Source organism: Pseudomonas sp. B21-056, from assembly GCF_026016325.1.
Taxonomy (GTDB): domain Bacteria; phylum Pseudomonadota; class Gammaproteobacteria; order Pseudomonadales; family Pseudomonadaceae; genus Aquipseudomonas.
On sequence record NZ_CP087203.1, the window covers coordinates 6039200 to 6053719 of the forward strand.

15 protein-coding genes are annotated in these 14520 nt (G+C 62.4%); 7 read left to right on the forward strand and 8 right to left on the reverse strand.

The genetic code is table 11. From position 1 onward, the window contains the following. Positions 1-3 precede the first annotated feature (3 nt). Both thiS and LOY67_RS26485 read right to left on the reverse strand, forming a co-directional pair. Positions 4-204 (reverse strand): sulfur carrier protein ThiS, encoded by a 201-nt coding sequence (thiS, locus tag LOY67_RS26480; protein WP_265065097.1) that lies wholly within the window; start codon positions 202-204, stop codon positions 4-6. A 90-nt stretch (positions 205-294) separates the two neighbouring features. Then, on the reverse strand, positions 295-666 hold the full coding sequence (locus LOY67_RS26485) for a DUF423 domain-containing protein (RefSeq protein WP_265065098.1): 372 nt from the start codon (positions 664-666) through the stop codon (positions 295-297). Positions 667-739: 73 nt separating this feature from the next. Between LOY67_RS26485 and mtgA the strand changes: the two genes are divergently transcribed. Beyond that, complete coding sequence (gene mtgA, locus LOY67_RS26490) at positions 740-1462, forward strand: monofunctional biosynthetic peptidoglycan transglycosylase (protein ID WP_265065099.1); 723 nt, start codon at positions 740-742, stop codon at positions 1460-1462. A 186-nt stretch (positions 1463-1648) separates the two neighbouring features. Here the strand turns inward: mtgA and rpoH are convergent, their stop codons facing one another. The 4 genes from rpoH to ftsY form a co-directional block, all read right to left on the reverse strand. Continuing rightward, positions 1649-2503: an RNA polymerase sigma factor RpoH gene (rpoH, locus tag LOY67_RS26495; protein WP_024778906.1), complete on the reverse strand. Its 855-nt coding sequence runs from the start codon at positions 2501-2503 to the stop codon at positions 1649-1651. A gap of 113 nt (positions 2504-2616) precedes the next feature. Then, on the reverse strand, positions 2617-3639 hold the full coding sequence (ftsX, locus tag LOY67_RS26500) for a permease-like cell division protein FtsX (RefSeq protein WP_265065100.1): 1023 nt from the start codon (positions 3637-3639) through the stop codon (positions 2617-2619). Further along, the gene (gene ftsE, locus LOY67_RS26505; protein WP_024778908.1) at positions 3636-4307 is read right to left on the reverse strand and encodes a cell division ATP-binding protein FtsE; all 672 of its coding nucleotides are present in this window, start codon (positions 4305-4307) and stop codon (positions 3636-3638) included. Before ftsE ends, ftsX begins: the two co-directional genes overlap by 4 nt. After that, positions 4304-5716 (reverse strand): signal recognition particle-docking protein FtsY, encoded by a 1413-nt coding sequence (gene ftsY, locus LOY67_RS26510; RefSeq protein ID WP_265065101.1) that lies wholly within the window; start codon positions 5714-5716, stop codon positions 4304-4306. The genes ftsE and ftsY overlap by 4 nt, the downstream gene beginning before the upstream one ends. A 345-nt stretch (positions 5717-6061) precedes the next feature. Here ftsY and LOY67_RS26515 point away from each other — a divergent pair, with 345 nt between their 5' ends. From LOY67_RS26515 to LOY67_RS26530, 4 genes are read left to right on the forward strand one after another with little or no spacing between them, the layout of a single operon-like run. Next, the gene (locus tag LOY67_RS26515; protein ID WP_265065102.1) at positions 6062-7417 is read left to right on the forward strand and encodes a M16 family metallopeptidase; all 1356 of its coding nucleotides are present in this window, start codon (positions 6062-6064) and stop codon (positions 7415-7417) included. Next, positions 7410-8900 (forward strand): M16 family metallopeptidase, encoded by a 1491-nt coding sequence (locus tag LOY67_RS26520; protein WP_265065103.1) that lies wholly within the window; start codon positions 7410-7412, stop codon positions 8898-8900. The genes LOY67_RS26515 and LOY67_RS26520 overlap by 8 nt, the downstream gene beginning before the upstream one ends. Further along, on the forward strand, positions 8900-9511 hold the full coding sequence (gene rsmD, locus LOY67_RS26525; protein WP_265065104.1) for a 16S rRNA (guanine(966)-N(2))-methyltransferase RsmD: 612 nt from the start codon (positions 8900-8902) through the stop codon (positions 9509-9511). The genes LOY67_RS26520 and rsmD overlap by 1 nt, the downstream gene beginning before the upstream one ends. 31 nt (positions 9512-9542) lie before the next feature. After that, positions 9543-10541: a hydrolase gene (locus LOY67_RS26530; RefSeq protein WP_265065105.1), complete on the forward strand. Its 999-nt coding sequence runs from the start codon at positions 9543-9545 to the stop codon at positions 10539-10541. A 194-nt stretch (positions 10542-10735) separates the two neighbouring features. Here LOY67_RS26530 and LOY67_RS26535 read toward each other — a convergent pair whose 3' ends face one another. Further along, on the reverse strand, positions 10736-11590 hold the full coding sequence (locus tag LOY67_RS26535) for a sulfurtransferase (protein ID WP_265065106.1): 855 nt from the start codon (positions 11588-11590) through the stop codon (positions 10736-10738). 50 nt (positions 11591-11640) lie between these two features. Next, positions 11641-12312 (reverse strand): TetR/AcrR family transcriptional regulator, encoded by a 672-nt coding sequence (locus tag LOY67_RS26540; protein ID WP_265065107.1) that lies wholly within the window; start codon positions 12310-12312, stop codon positions 11641-11643. 146 nt (positions 12313-12458) lie between these two features. Here LOY67_RS26540 and LOY67_RS26545 point away from each other — a divergent pair, with 146 nt between their 5' ends. Continuing rightward, positions 12459-13889 carry a coniferyl aldehyde dehydrogenase gene (locus LOY67_RS26545; RefSeq protein WP_265065108.1) on the forward strand — a complete coding sequence of 477 codons (1431 nt, stop codon included), beginning with the start codon at positions 12459-12461 and terminating at the stop codon, positions 13887-13889. Between the two features lie 26 nt (positions 13890-13915). Next, on the forward strand, positions 13916-14461 hold the full coding sequence (locus tag LOY67_RS26550) for a twin-arginine translocation pathway signal protein (protein ID WP_265065109.1): 546 nt from the start codon (positions 13916-13918) through the stop codon (positions 14459-14461). The last annotated feature ends 59 nt before the right edge of the window (positions 14462-14520 follow it).

Below are 14520 nucleotides of genomic sequence, written 5' to 3' on the forward strand. Positions count from 1 at the left end.
GCTCTAGCCGCCGCCGATGGCGTGGACCACTTCGACGCTGTCGCCATCGTTCAGGGTGGTGTCGGCATGCTGGCTGCGCGGGACGATATCCAGGTTGAGCTCCACCGCGACACGGCGTCCGGCGAGGTCCAGACGGGTCAGCAGGGCCGCAACGGTTTCACCGTCGGGCAATTCAAGGGGTTCGCCATTCAACTGAATGCGCATGCCGGATGCCGCCATCATTTTTAGGGGCTGGCATTCTAGCCCGATCAGTCTGGGGGACCCAAGCCATTCGTCATGAAATGGACCGGCCGGTCAACCCAGCCGCCAGGCGGCGATACCCAGGCACAGCCAGCCGATCAGGAATGCCAGGCCGCCGAACGGGGTGATGATGCCAAGCTTGCTGATGCCGGTGAGGGTCAGCAGGTAGAGGCTGCCGGAGAACAACAGGATGCCGAGCACAAACGAAATCCCGGCCCAGGTGACGATGCGACCGGGAATGTGCGTGGCCAGCAGCGCTACGCCCAGCAACGCCAGGGTGTGCACCAGTTGATAGGTCACGCCCGTATGGAAAATCGCCAGGTAGTCGGCGCTCAGGCGGTTCTTCAAGCCATGGGCAGCGAAAGCCCCCAGCGCCACGCCGGTGAAGCCGAAAAAGGCAGCCAGCATCAGAAAACTACGCAGCATGAGAACTCCAGTCAGACTCGGTGGACAGGGTCTGTATAATGGCCCGCTCGACCGGTTCGGCCAAGCCATCTCTATGCTGCGTTCATTGTTTCGACGATTCCTCAAAGCCCTGCTCTGGTTCGCCGTTGGCAGCGTTGTCCTGGTGCTGCTGTTTCGCGTGGTGCCGCCGCCGTTCACGGCGCTGATGATCGAGCGCAAGGTTGAGTCCTGGGTCGACGGCGAACCGATTGACCTGCAACGCACCTGGCAACCCTGGGACCAGATCTCCGACAGCCTCAAGGTCGCGGTGATTGCCGGCGAAGACCAGAAATTCCCTGAACATTGGGGCTTCGACCTCGGCGCGATCCAGGCCGCATTCGCCCATAACGGCCGCGGCGGTTCGATTCGAGGCGCCAGCACCCTCAGCCAGCAAGTCGCCAAGAACCTGTTCCTGTGGTCGGGCCGCAGCTGGCTGCGCAAGGGCTTCGAAGCCTGGTTCACCGCGCTGATCGAAGTGTTCTGGCCAAAGCAGCGGATTCTTGAGGTGTACCTCAACAGCGTCGAGTGGGATGACGGCGTGTTCGGTGCCGAAGCTGCGGCGCGACATCATTTCCGCGTTGGCGCGGCTGCCCTGTCCCGGCAGCAGGCAAGCCTGCTGGCGGCGGTGTTGCCCAACCCTCGCAAATGGAGCGCCAGCCGGCCAAGTCCGTATGTACTGCGACGGGCAAGCTGGATCCGTCAGCAGATGAGCCAACTGGGGGGCGACAGTTACCTGCTGGGGCTCAACGATTCGCGACGGGCGCCTTGGGCTCAATAGCCGCCACACCACAGTTCCCTTGTGGGAGCGAGCCTGCTCGCGATAGCGGTGTGTCAGTCAGCAGTCATGTATCAGGTATACCGCTATCGCGAGCAGGCTCGCTCCCACAAGGTTCTGCCCCAGATCTGAAATGAAAACGCCCCGACCATCACTGATCGGGGCGTTTTTTATTGCTATTGCGCCTGATTAAGCCGCAATCGACAGCTTGAGCTTGTTCATCGCGCTTTTCTCAAGCTGGCGAATTCGCTCCGCCGACACGTTGTACTTCTGCGCCAGGTCATGCAGCGTGGCCTTTTCCTCGGCCAGCCAGCGCTGGTAGAGAATGTCACGACTGCGCTCGTCCAGCACTTCCAGGGCTTCGTGCAGGTTGGTGTTGGAGTTGTCGCTCCAATCGGCGTCTTCCAGCTGACGCGCCGGGTCATACCGGTGGTCTTCCAGGTAGTTGGCCGGCGACTGGAAGGCGCTGTCGTCGTCCGCTTCGGCGGCCGGGTCGAAGGCCATGTCCTGACCGGTCAGGCGACTTTCCATTTCGCGGACTTCGCGAGGCTCCACACCGAGGCTCTCGGCTACCCGATGGACTTCTTCGTTGTTCAGCCAGGCCAGGCGCTTCTTCTGGCTGCGCAGGTTGAAGAACAGCTTGCGCTGGGCCTTGGTGGTCGCGACCTTCACGATGCGCCAGTTGCGCAGGATGAACTCGTGGATTTCCGCCTTGATCCAGTGCACCGCGAACGATACCAGGCGCACACCCATTTCCGGGTTGAAGCGCTTGACCGCTTTCATCAGGCCAACGTTGCCTTCCTGGATCAGGTCGGCCTGGGCCAGCCCGTAGCCGGAATAGCTGCGGGCGATATGTACGACAAAACGCAGGTGGGCGAGCACCATTTGCCGAGCCGCCTCAAGATCCTGCTCATAATAGAGACTCTCGGCCAGTTCACGCTCCTGCTCGGGTGTCAGCAAGGGAATGCTGTTCACCGTGTGCACATAGGCCTCCAGGTTCGCACCCGGGACCAGAGCATACGCAGGTTGCAAAGAAGTGGTCATACGAAAAAACCTCCGACTCACATAACTCGTGCAGTTCAGCACTGCGAAAATTGACCGGGAACCAAAAGACAAGTTCCCATAAAAACTGAAAGGTCAATACGCGCAAAAAGACTCTATTTTGGCGCAAGCTCACGCAAGTGGCGTGCGACCGCAATCCATGCACCGATATAACCCAACAGCACCGCGCCAAGCAAGAGCGACAGACCGTCGGCGACTGGCACGCCGGCCAGCGCGAAATCACTGCCGTACAAACCGGCCAGCCCCACCACCGCATCGTTCAGCCAGTCCAGGCCGAACGCTAATACACCCCAGGACAGGATCCCGGCACCGAAGCCATACAGCGCGCCCATATAAAGGAAGGGCCTGCGCACATAGCTGTCCGTGCCGCCGACGAGTTTAATCACTTCTATCTCGGTGCGGCGGTTTTCAATATGAAGACGAATGGTATTGCCTATCACCAAAAGTAATGCAGACACCAGGAGCACCGTCAGACCGAAGACAAACCGGTCGCCAAGCTTGAGGATCGCCGCCAGACGCTCGACCCAGACTAGATCAAGTTGCGCCTGTTGTACCTTCGGTAATTCGGAAAGTCTTTGTCTTAATGCTTCAAGGGTCGGTTTGTCGACCTCTTTCGGCGTCACCAGCACCACCCCCGGCAGCGGGTTCTCCGGCAGTTCCTTGAGCGCCTCGCCCAGGCCGGACTGCTGCTGGAACTCCTCGAGCGCCTGGTCGCGACCGATATATTCGGCATCGGCCACGCCCGGCATGGCCTGGATCTGCTCGCGCAACGCCTGGCCTTCGCCCGGCGTCGCCTCCAGTTGCAAGTACAGGGAAATCTGCGCCGCGCGCTGCCAGGAGCCTCCCAGGCGCTCCACATTATTCAGCAGTAATGACAGGCCCATCGGCAAGCTCAGGGCGACCGCCATGACCATGCAGGTGAAGAAACTGCCGATCGGCTGCTTACCCAGGCGCCGCAGGCTGTCGAGCAGACTGGCGCGATGGCTTTCGATCCAGGCGTGCAGCAGCGTGGCGAAGTCCGGGCCATCGTCATCGTCGCGTTTTTTCTTTTGCGGCTGCGGATCGGAGGCTTTCGGGGCCACACGCTCGGCCACTTTCGGGCTGCGGGTTGCGCTCATACGCCAGCCTCCCCGTCACCGATCAGACGACCGCGCTGCAAGGTGAGCATGCGGTGGCGCATGCGGGCGATCAGGGCCAGGTCGTGACTGGCGATCAGCACACTGGTGCCCAAACGGTTGATGTCTTCGAATACGCCCATGATTTCCGCCGCCAGACGCGGGTCGAGGTTACCGGTGGGTTCATCCGCCAGCAGCAAGGCCGGGCGGTGAACGATGGCGCGGGCGATGCCGACGCGCTGTTGCTGGCCGGTGGACAGGTCGCCTGGGTACAGGTCGGTCTTGTCCGACAGGGCCACCCGCTCCAGGGCCGAATCCACCCGCTTGTTGATCTCGGCCTTGGACAGGCCGAGGATCTGCAAGGGCAACGCCACGTTGTTGAACACGGTGCGATCGAACAGCAACTGGTGATTCTGGAACACCACGCCGATCTGCCGCCGCAGGTAGGGAATCTGGGCATTGCTGATGGTGCTCAGGTCCTGGCCGGCCAACAGCAACTTGCCGGTGGTGGGCCGTTCCATTGCCAGCAACAGGCGCAGCAATGTGCTCTTACCGGCGCCGGAATGCCCGGTGACAAACAGAAACTCGCCCCGACGTACCCGAAAGCTCAGCTCATGCAGGCCGACGTGACCGTTCGGATAGCGTTTACCGACCTGTTCGAAACGAATCATGAATGCTCCCGCTCGGCAAACAGCGCCTGGACAAAAGGCTCGGCTTCAAAGGTACGCAGGTCGTCGATGCCTTCGCCCACGCCAATGTAGCGGATGGGCAGGCCGAACTGCTTGGCCAGGGCGAAGATCACCCCACCCTTGGCGGTGCCGTCGAGCTTGGTCAGCGCCAGCCCGGTCAGTTCGACGGTCTGGTTGAACTGCTTGGCCTGGTTGATGGCGTTCTGGCCGGTGCCGGCGTCCAGCACCAGCAGCACCTCATGGGGCGCGTCGGCATCGAGCTTGCCGATGACCCGGCGAACCTTCTTCAACTCTTCCATCAGGTTGTCTTTGGTGTGCAGGCGACCGGCCGTGTCGGCGATCAGCACATCAATGCCACGGGCCTTGGCGGCCTGCACGGCGTCGAAGATCACCGAAGCGGAATCGGCGCCGGTGTGCTGGGCGATCACCGGGATCTTGTTGCGCTCGCCCCACACTTGCAGTTGCTCGACCGCGGCGGCGCGGAAGGTGTCGCCGGCGGCGAGCATGACTTTCTTGCCTTCGAGTTGCAGCTTCTTCGCCAGCTTGCCGATGGTGGTGGTCTTGCCGGCGCCATTGACACCGACCACCAGGATCACGAACGGCTTGTTCTGCGAAGCGATCACCAGCGGCTGCTCCACAGGCTTGAGCAGGTTGCCCAGCTCGCCCTGCAGGGATTTGTACAACGCGTCGGCATCGGTCAACTGCTTGCGTGCGACCTTCTGGGTCAGGCTCTGGATGATCACCGACGTCGCCTCGACGCCGACATCGGCGGTCAGCAGGCGGGTTTCGATGTCATCCAGCAATTCGTCGTCGATGACTTTCTTGCCCAGGAACAGGCTGGCCATGCCTTCGCCGATGCTGGCGCTGGTCTTGGACAGGCCTTGCTTGAGGCGGGCGAAGAAACCGACCTTGCCTGGTTCGGAAGAAAGGGCAGGCTCGGCGACGGCCGGTGCCTCAACCACGATCGTTTCTGCCTGGGGAGAGATAGGCGCAACCACGACTGGCGGCGTCGCGACGACCGGCTCCACGACAGGTTGCGTCGGGGCTGGAATCGGCGGTGTGACATGGAGGGCCTGTGCATCCTCGACCAGTGCCACCGGCTCTTCCGCCACCGGCAGGGTCAGCCAGGGGCTTTGCCCGACGGGCGGCGTCAGCGGCTGCTCGGTCACCGGCTCGACAACGGGCTCAGACTCGGCCGGTTGCAGCACCGGCTCGGCCAGCGGCAGAACGATCGGCGCAGCGTCTTCGGCTACGGCCTCAGCGGCAGGCTCGGGCAGCGGTTGCGGCTGCTCGACGACGGTTTCCTGCGGCTTCTTGCGCAGCCATCCGAACAGGCCTTTTTTCTCGCCAGCCTCAGCTGGGGTCTTCTTGTCGTCGTTGGAACCAAACATGGAGGACGGCTATCTCACGGTAGCGACGCGCCACGAGGGCGCCTCGGTGATGAATATTCGATGCTGAACAGACTGCGTTTCATCCAGCTTGTTCACGCGCAACAGATTGTCGAAATGTCCCAGTGACACCTCATCGTCGATTTTTTTCGAAGGACTGGCAAGGCATCGTCGGCGAAAACGCAGGGATCCACGGGAAAACCCTACGGTTGCGCGCAAAACCCAGGCAACCCTGGGCCGATAAAAGGCCCGATAGGCGTGGCCGCCAGTAAAACGGATCAGTATCCTAGCACCCTCTCGCCCGCCGACGCTAAGACCTAGCGGGCAGCCCAACAGGTTTAAACACGAATGAATGCTCTTGCCCGCCGCGTTGCAGGCCTGCTGTTCAGCACAGTTTGTCTGCCCCTTTCAGCCTTGGCTGCCGATCCACAACCCACCCATGAATTCACCCTCGATAACGGCCTGAAGGTCGTCGTGCGCGAAGATCATCGGGCGCCGGTGGTGGTTTCCCAGGTCTGGTACAAGGTCGGCTCCAGTTATGAAACACCGGGCCAGACCGGTTTGTCCCACGCCCTGGAACACATGATGTTCAAGGGCAGCGAAAAAGTCGGCCCCGGCGAAGCGTCGCTGATCCTGCGTGACTTGGGAGCCGAGGAAAACGCCTTCACCAGCGATGACTTCACGGCTTATTACCAGGTGCTGGCCCGGGATCGCCTGGGCGTGGCCTTCGAGCTGGAAGCCGACCGCATGGCCAGCCTGCGCCTACCCCCTGAAGAGTTCAGCCGGGAGATCGAAGTCATCAAGGAAGAGCGCCGCATGCGCACCGACGACAAGCCGATGTCCAAGGCTTTCGAGCGCTTCAAGGCCATGGCTTATCCGGCCAGCGGCTACCACACGCCCACCATCGGCTGGATGGCCGACCTGGACCGCATGACCGTCCAGGAACTGCGCCACTGGTACGAATCCTGGTACGCGCCGAACAATGCCACCCTGGTGGTGGTCGGCGACGTGACACCGGACGAGGTCAAGGCCCTGGCCCAGCGTTATTTCGGCCCGATTGCCCGACGTGAGGTGCCGACGGCGAAGATTCCCCTGGAGCTGGCCGAACCCGGCGAGCGGCAGATCACCCTGCATGTGCAGACCCAACTGCCCAGCCTGATGCTGGCCTTCAACGTGCCGAGCATCGCCACCGCGACGGATAAGCGTTCGGTCAATGCGCTGCGGCTGATCTCGGCCTTGCTGGATGGCGGCTACAGCGGCCGAATCCCGACCCAGCTGGAGCGCGGCGAAGAGCTGGTGTCCGGCGGTTCGTCGAGCTACGACGCCTACACCCGTGGCGATACCCTGTTCACCTTGTCGGCGGCGCCCAACACCCAGAAGAACAAGACCATGGCCCAGGCCGAAGCCGGCCTGTGGCGCTTGCTGGAGCAACTGAAAACCACCGCCCCGACCGCCGAAGAGCTGGAACGCGTCCGCGCCCAGGTAATCGCCGGCCTGGTGTACGAGCGCGATTCGATCACCAGCCAGGCCACCGCCATCGGCCAGCTGGAAACCGTCGGCTTGTCGTGGAAGCTGATGGACACCGAGCTCGCCGAATTGCAAAGCGTGACCCCGCAAGACATCCAGAAGGCAGCCCAGCTGTATTTCACCCGCTCGCGCCTGAGCGTCGCGCACGTCCTGCCCGAGGAGAAAGCTCATGAGTGAGCGCAAATCATCACGCCTGCTACTGATCGGCCTGGTGTTCATCGCCCTGGTCGCTGCCCTGGCCGTCTATCTATCCCCCGCCACTGACGTCACCGCCAGCCAGGCCCTGGATAACGCCAAGTCCGGCAACAAGCTGCAATCGCTGGCGGAACTGGACGGCAAGGCACCCGGCCACCGCCAGCTCGATGTGCAAACCTGGAAAACCGCTGACGGCGCCAAGGTGCTGTTCGTCGAGGCCCGTGAACTGCCGATGTTCGACCTGCGCCTGACCTTCGCCGCCGGTAGCAGCCAGGACGGCAACGCCCCCGGCCTGGCGCTGCTGACCAACGCCATGCTCAACGAAGGCGTGGCCGGCAAGGATGTCAGCGCCATTGCCGAAGGGTTCGAAAGCCTCGGCGCGGACTTCGGCAACGGCGCCTATCGGGACATGGCCATTGCGTCCCTGCGCAGCCTCAGCGCAGTGGCCAAGCGTGAGCCGGCACTGAAGCTGTTCGCCGAAGTGGTCGGCAAGCCGACCTTCCCCGCCGACTCCTTCGCCCGCATCAAGAACCAGATGCTCGCCGGCTTCGAATACCAGAAACAGAACCCGGGCAAACTGGCGGGCCTGGAACTGATGAAGCGCCTGTACGGTGACCATCCTTACGCCCACTCCAGCGATGGCACCGCAGAAAGCATTCCACCGATCACCCTGGCCCAGGCCCGGGCCTTTCACGCCAAGGCCTACGCTGCCGGTAACGCAGTGATTGCGCTGGTAGGCGACTTGTCCCGCGTCGAGGCCGAGGCGATTGCCAATCAGGTGTCCGCCGCACTGCCCAAAGGGCCGGCCCTGGTGAAAACCCCATCGCCAACGGAGCCGAAGGCGAGCGTCAACCACATTGAATACCCGTCCAAACAGACCAACCTGATGCTCGCGCAATTGGGTATCGACCGGGATGACCCGGACTATGCGGCCGTGTCCCTGGGCAACCAGATCCTCGGCGGCGGCGGTTTCGGCACGCGCCTGATGACTGAAGTACGGGAAAAACGTGGCCTGACCTACGGCGTGTATTCCGGTTTCACGCCGATGCAAGCCCGCGGCCCGTTCATGATCAACCTGCAGACCCGCGCCGAAATGAGCGAAGGCACACTCAAGCTGGTGCAAGATGTGTTCGCCGACTACCTGAAGAACGGTCCGACCCAGAAGGAACTCGATGACGCCAAGCGTGAACTGGCCGGCAGTTTCCCGCTGTCCACCGCCAGCAACGCCGACATTGTCGGCCAACTCGGGGCCATGGGCTTCTATGACCTGCCGCTGAGCTACCTGGAAGATTTCATGCGCCAGTCCCAGGCACTGACGGTCGAACAGGTCAAGACCGCGTTGAACAAGCACCTGAGCACCGACAGGATGGTCATCGTCACCGCTGGTCCGACTGTGCCGCAAAAGCCGTTGCCGGCCCCCACTGACAAACCTGCCGAGCAACCGCTCGGGGTTCCGGAGCACTAATGGCCCGTCCATCGAATTCCAGCAAGAAACCCGCCCACAACGGCATCAACCAGTTGCGCATCATCGGCGGCGAATGGCGCAGCCGGCGCCTGAGCTTCCCCGACGCCCCGGGCTTGCGCCCGACGCCGGACCGGGTGCGTGAAACCCTGTTCAACTGGCTCGCGCCCTACGTGGCAGGCGCCCGGGTGCTCGACCCGTTTGCCGGCAGTGGCGCGCTGTTTCTCGAAGCCCTGTCCCGTGGTGCAGCCATGGGCCAGGCACTGGACGCCAGCAGCCTGGCGGTCTCCAGCCTGAAAGAACACCTGGGCACCCTGCGCTGCACCGTCGGTCAGGTGCAGACGGCCGATGCCTTACGCTACCTGGACAGCCAGCCGGCCAGCCCCTTCGACCTGGTATTCCTCGACCCGCCGTTCAACCAGAACCTCCTGCCGTCGGTTTGCGCCTTGCTCGAGGAACGCCAGTGGCTGGCCGTGGATGCCTGGGTCTACACTGAAAGCGAGACCGCTCCGTCCACTCTCGGTTTGCCGGGTAATTGGCGTTTGCATCGCGAACAGAAATCCGGACGGGTGTATTACGCGTTGTGGCAACGTATGGCCGAAACCGTCGGCTGAACGGCTGGCCGGTGTATCGAGAACAATAATAATGTCCGCCGCATCTGAACGATTCGTCCCGGCCCGGGGCCTTGGCAACCCGCACTTGCAGACCTTGTGGGGGCCGCTATGGCGCAAGACCACGCACATCGTGCGTGAACGCGAGCGGCTATGGCTGGCTGACGGCGATTTTCTCGATCTCGACTGGCATGGCCCCCATAGCGCCAAGGCGCCACTGGTGCTGGTGCTTCACGGGCTGACCGGCTCCTCCAACTCGCCTTACGTGGCCGGGTTGCAACAAGCCCTCGGCCATCAGGGCTGGGCCAGTGTCGCACTGAACTGGCGCGGCTGTTCGGGTGAGCCGAACCTGCTGCCCCGCAGCTACCACTCCGGCGTCAGCGAAGACCTGGCTGCCGCCATTACCCACCTGCGGGCACGACGCCCCCTGGCGCCCCTGTTTGCAGTGGGTTATTCGCTGGGCGGTAACGTGCTGCTCAAGCATCTGGGAGAAACCGGCAGCAACAGCCAACTGCTCGGAGCGGTGGCGGTTTCGGTGCCGTTTCGTCTCGACCAGTGCGCCGACCGCATCGGACAAGGATTTTCCAGGTTCTATCAGGCGCATTTCATGCGTGCGCTGGTGGCCTACGTGCGCAACAAGCAACACCGCTTCGAGCACGACGGGCGTCATGAAGACCTGGCCACCCTGACGGCGCTGGGTCCGTTGGAAAACATGCGCACCTTCTGGGATTTCGACGGCCGGGTGACGGCGCCGCTGCACGGTTTTTCCGATGCCTCGGACTATTACCGCCGCGCCTCCAGCCGCTATTTCATGAGCGAAATCAGCACGCCGACCCTGGTCATCCAGGCCGCCGATGATCCTTTCGTGTTTCCCCACAGCCTGCCCGAGCCCAACGAACTGTCCGCCACCACCCGGCTTGAGCTGCATGCAAAGGGCGGCCATGTGGGATTTGTCGAAGGCACCATGCGCTCGCCCGGATACTACCTGGAGCGGCGCATTCCCCGCTGGCTGGCGAGCCTGAGACCCGGATGAACTACAGCCAACACAAGCCCCTGTGGGAGCGAGCCTGCTCGCGATAGCGTCAGGTCAGACTACATTTGCAGTGACTGACATTCCGCTATCGCGAGCAGGCTCGCTCCCACAAGGGGACTGAGGTATAGCCGGAAGGAACAGGTCGGCTGTAAGGCCGCCTCGCGAGCAAGCTTTGCCCTCACACCCATTCAGCGTTATTCACCCGTTGCCACCCCACGCTGCGGATCATTGATCCACTCACTCCACGAACCCGCGTAAAGCCTCCCTAACGGATACCCCGCCAGACACAAGGCAAACAGGTTATGGCACGCCGTGACGCCGGAGCCGCAATAGGCCACCAGCTCAGTCGGCGAACGCTCACCCAATTTCCCGGCAAAACGCTGCTTGAGCCGATCTGCCGGCAAAAAACAGCCATCAGCGCCAAGGTTGTCGGTAAATGCCGCACATTGTGCGCCCGGAATGTGTCCGGCCACCGGGTCGATCGGCTCGACTTCGCCCTTGAAACGCGGCAACGCGCGAGCATCCAGAAGCGTCATGTCCGGCTGGCCGAGGCGTTGTTGCAACGCCTGGGCGTCGAGCAACAGGGCCTCATCCGGCGAACCGCTGAACGTCCCGCGAGTGCCCAGCGGCGGATCGAGGCTCAAGGGCAAACCACTGGCATGCCAGGCCTTGAGACCGCCGTCGAGAAGGTACACAGCCTCGCGCTTGCCCAGCCAGGCCAGCAACCACCAGGCCCGGGCCGCATAGGCACCGGGACCATCGTCGTACAGCACGATGTCGCTGTCGTTGCTGATTCCCCAAGCCCGCAGGCGTTCGATCAGCGCTTCGGGCGCCGGCAGCGGATGGCGCCCGGTCACACCCTTGGTCACCGGGCCACTCAGGTCGCGCTCAAGGTCCGCGAACGATGCACCGGCAATATGCCCCTCGGCGTAGCTGCGCTGGCCGTAATCCGGGTCATCCAGAGCAAAACGGCAATCGAGGATCACCAGCCCGGGCTGTGTCCTCCTCTGCTCGAGGGCTTGAGGGCTGATGAGTTGCGCAATGGGCATGGCGAGCTCCTGTGGCGGAATGAGTGGCCTATATGGCTCAGATCCGAATCCTACTGCCCTTCCTCCAGGGTCTGGGGCAGAGGGACGTAATACTCTTTGAACAGTGCGTCCACCGCTTCGCGGGCCTGATCGGTCACGAAACCGGCCTCCAGCACCAACACCTGGTACACCCCGCGCTTGATGGCCTGCTCACTCAAATGATTGAAGTTTTCCCGCGTGGTGCACAGGAACCGCACCCAAGACGTCAGGATGATCCAGGCATTGAGGGTCAGGGACTCGATCTGCACCCGGTCCATCTTCAGGATGCCGGCCGCGACGAAGCCCTCGTAGATGGCGGTCCCGTGGATCAGGCAGCGCTGGGAAAACCGCCGATAGCGAGCCGCGAGGTCCGGATCGCTGTCGAGCAGGTGTTCCAGGTCCCGGTGCAGGAAGCGATAACTCCACATCGCCGACAGCAGCTCCTGCAGGTAAAAGCGCTTGTCCTCCACCGTGGCCGCCCGGCCCTGGGGCGGGCGCAGGAAACTGTCCACCAGGTTTTCGTATTCACTGAACAGCACGGCGATGATCGCCTGCTTGTTAGGGAAGTGGTAGTAGAGGTTGCCCGGTGACATGTCCATGTGGGCGGCAATGTGGTTGGTGCTGACACTGCGCTCGCCCTGCTGGTTGAACAGCTCGAGGCTGTTTTGCACGATGCGCTCGCTGGTTTTCATTCGTGTGACCATGGCTTGGGCTTTAATTCGAGGAAAGCATTCCGGCATCTTACGACCTATCGCCCGGAGGACAACCCCAAAGCCATCAAGGATGTCATTTGACTTTTTAGAGTATAAGCTCTAAAAACACTCACTCTAATAAGAACTGGTGCCTGACGATGCCTGCCGACATAGCTTATCTGCGCGATTCCCAACAGCAACTGGATGAGCTGCAGTCACTCTTCGAGGCGCAGCGCCAGGCCTACGCCGCTCATCCGATGCCGGCGGCCGAGCAGCGCCAACAATGGCTCAAGTCCCTTCGGGAGCTGCTGAGCAGCGAACGACAGGCCCTGATCGACGCCATCAGCGAGGATTTCAGCCACCGCAGCGCCGACGAAACGCTGTTGGCCGAATTGATGCCGAGCCTGCACGGCATCCATTACGCCAGCCGACACCTCAAGGGCTGGATGAAACCATCCCGACGCAAGGTAGGCATGGCCTTCCAGCCGGCTTCGGCCAAAGTGATCTACCAGCCGCTGGGCGTGGTCGGGGTCATCGTGCCCTGGAACTACCCCTTGTTCCTGGCCATCGGGCCGTTGGTCGGAGCGTTGTCGGCGGGCAACCGGGTAATGCTCAAGCTCAGCGAAGCCACACCCGCCACCGGACTGCTGCTCAAGCAACTGCTGGCGCGGGTCTTCCCCCAGGACCTGGTGTGCGTGGTGCTTGGCGAGGCGGATGTCGGCGTGGCTTTTTCCAGGTTGCCGTTCGATCACCTGTTGTTTACCGGCGCCACCAGCATCGGCAGGCACGTCATGCGAGCCGCCGCCGAGAACCTGACCCCCGTCACCCTGGAACTGGGTGGCAAGTCGCCCGCTATCGTGTCCACCGATGTGCCCCTGAAGGATGCCGCCGAGCGCATCGCCTTCGGCAAGATGCTGAATGCCGGGCAAACCTGTGTCGCGCCCGACTATGTGTTGGTGCCGCAGAACCGCGTCGGCGAATTCGTCGATACCTATCGCGAGGCGGTTCGCAGGCTTTATCCGACGCTGGCTGACAACCCGGACTACACCGCGATCATCAACGAACGACAACTGGCACGGCTCAACGGCTACATCAGCGACGCCACCAGCAAGGGCGGGTTGTTGATCGAGCTGTTCGAGCTGGGCCAGGGACGACGCATGCCCCACAGCTTGCTGCTCAACGTCAACGACGACATGACCGTCATGCAGGACGAGATCTTCGGCCCGCTGCTGCCTATCGTGCCCTATGACGACCTGGACCAGGCTTTTGCCTACATCAATCAGCGGCCTCGTCCGTTGGCGCTCTACTATTTTGGCTACAACAAGGTCGAGCAGAATCGCGTCCTCCACGAGACCCATTCCGGCGGCGTCTGCCTGAACGACACCTTGCTGCACGTTGCCCAGGATGACCTGCCATTCGGTGGCATTGGTCCGTCGGGGATGGGGCATTACCACGGGCACGAAGGTTTCCTGACCTTCAGCAAAGCCAAGGGCGTGCTGAGCAAGCAACGCTTCAACGCCGCCAAACTGATTTATCCGCCCTATGGCAAACCGCTCCAGAAGTTGATCCAGAAGCTATTTGTCCGTTAACAGTACCTGATCGGGTAATAACAATAGTGAACCCAAGCCTGACCGATACGCCCGCGCTGTCACGGCGCGGCCTGCTGAAATTCAGCCTCGGCGCCAGCATATTCCTCGGCACCGTCGGGCTGGGGGCCAGCCTGAGCGGCTGTTCGCCAAGTCAACCGGCCAAGGGGCTTGCGGCCCTGCGGGACAGTGATCTACCGTTTTTACGCGCCGTCATCCCGGTGATGCTGGAGGGCGCCGTGACGGTCGAACAACTTCCAGCCGCTGCTGACGCCACCCTGGGCAACCTGGATAGCGGGCTGGCCCACTTTTCCCCGCCGATGCTCAAACTCACCCGCCAACTGTTCGACGTGCTGACCCTGGGCATTACCCGCGGACCGCTGACCGGCGTCTGGGGCTCGTGGGAAAACGCCAGCGCCGATGACCTCCGCCAGTTTCTCGATCGCTGGGAAAACAGCTCGCTGGACCTGCTGCGCCAAGGCCACAGCTCGTTGCTGCAAATGGTGATGATAGCGTGGTACAGCCGGGCCGAGGCCTGGGCGCATTGCGGGTATCCGGGACCGCCCACGGTTTGAGACCCAACCGAAATCCCTGTGGGAGCGAGCCTGCTCGCGATGGCGGTAGATCGGCAACA

Coding starts and splice junctions, on each gene's coding strand:
- thiS (WP_265065097.1), bottom strand. CDS start 204: ATGCGCATTCAGTTGAATGGCGAACCCCTTGAATTGCCCGACGGTGAA.
- LOY67_RS26485 (WP_265065098.1), bottom strand. CDS start 666: ATGCTGCGTAGTTTTCTGATGCTGGCTGCCTTTTTCGGCTTCACCGGC.
- mtgA (WP_265065099.1), top strand. CDS start 740: ATGCTGCGTTCATTGTTTCGACGATTCCTCAAAGCCCTGCTCTGGTTC.
- rpoH (WP_024778906.1), bottom strand. CDS start 2,503: ATGACCACTTCTTTGCAACCTGCGTATGCTCTGGTCCCGGGTGCGAAC.
- ftsX (WP_265065100.1), bottom strand. CDS start 3,639: ATGAGCGCAACCCGCAGCCCGAAAGTGGCCGAGCGTGTGGCCCCGAAA.
- ftsE (WP_024778908.1), bottom strand. CDS start 4,307: ATGATTCGTTTCGAACAGGTCGGTAAACGCTATCCGAACGGTCACGTC.
- ftsY (WP_265065101.1), bottom strand. CDS start 5,716: ATGTTTGGTTCCAACGACGACAAGAAGACCCCAGCTGAGGCTGGCGAG.
- LOY67_RS26515 (WP_265065102.1), top strand. CDS start 6,062: ATGAATGCTCTTGCCCGCCGCGTTGCAGGCCTGCTGTTCAGCACAGTT.
- LOY67_RS26520 (WP_265065103.1), top strand. CDS start 7,410: ATGAGTGAGCGCAAATCATCACGCCTGCTACTGATCGGCCTGGTGTTC.
- rsmD (WP_265065104.1), top strand. CDS start 8,900: ATGGCCCGTCCATCGAATTCCAGCAAGAAACCCGCCCACAACGGCATC.
- LOY67_RS26530 (WP_265065105.1), top strand. CDS start 9,543: ATGTCCGCCGCATCTGAACGATTCGTCCCGGCCCGGGGCCTTGGCAAC.
- LOY67_RS26535 (WP_265065106.1), bottom strand. CDS start 11,590: ATGCCCATTGCGCAACTCATCAGCCCTCAAGCCCTCGAGCAGAGGAGG.
- LOY67_RS26540 (WP_265065107.1), bottom strand. CDS start 12,312: ATGGTCACACGAATGAAAACCAGCGAGCGCATCGTGCAAAACAGCCTC.
- LOY67_RS26545 (WP_265065108.1), top strand. CDS start 12,459: ATGCCTGCCGACATAGCTTATCTGCGCGATTCCCAACAGCAACTGGAT.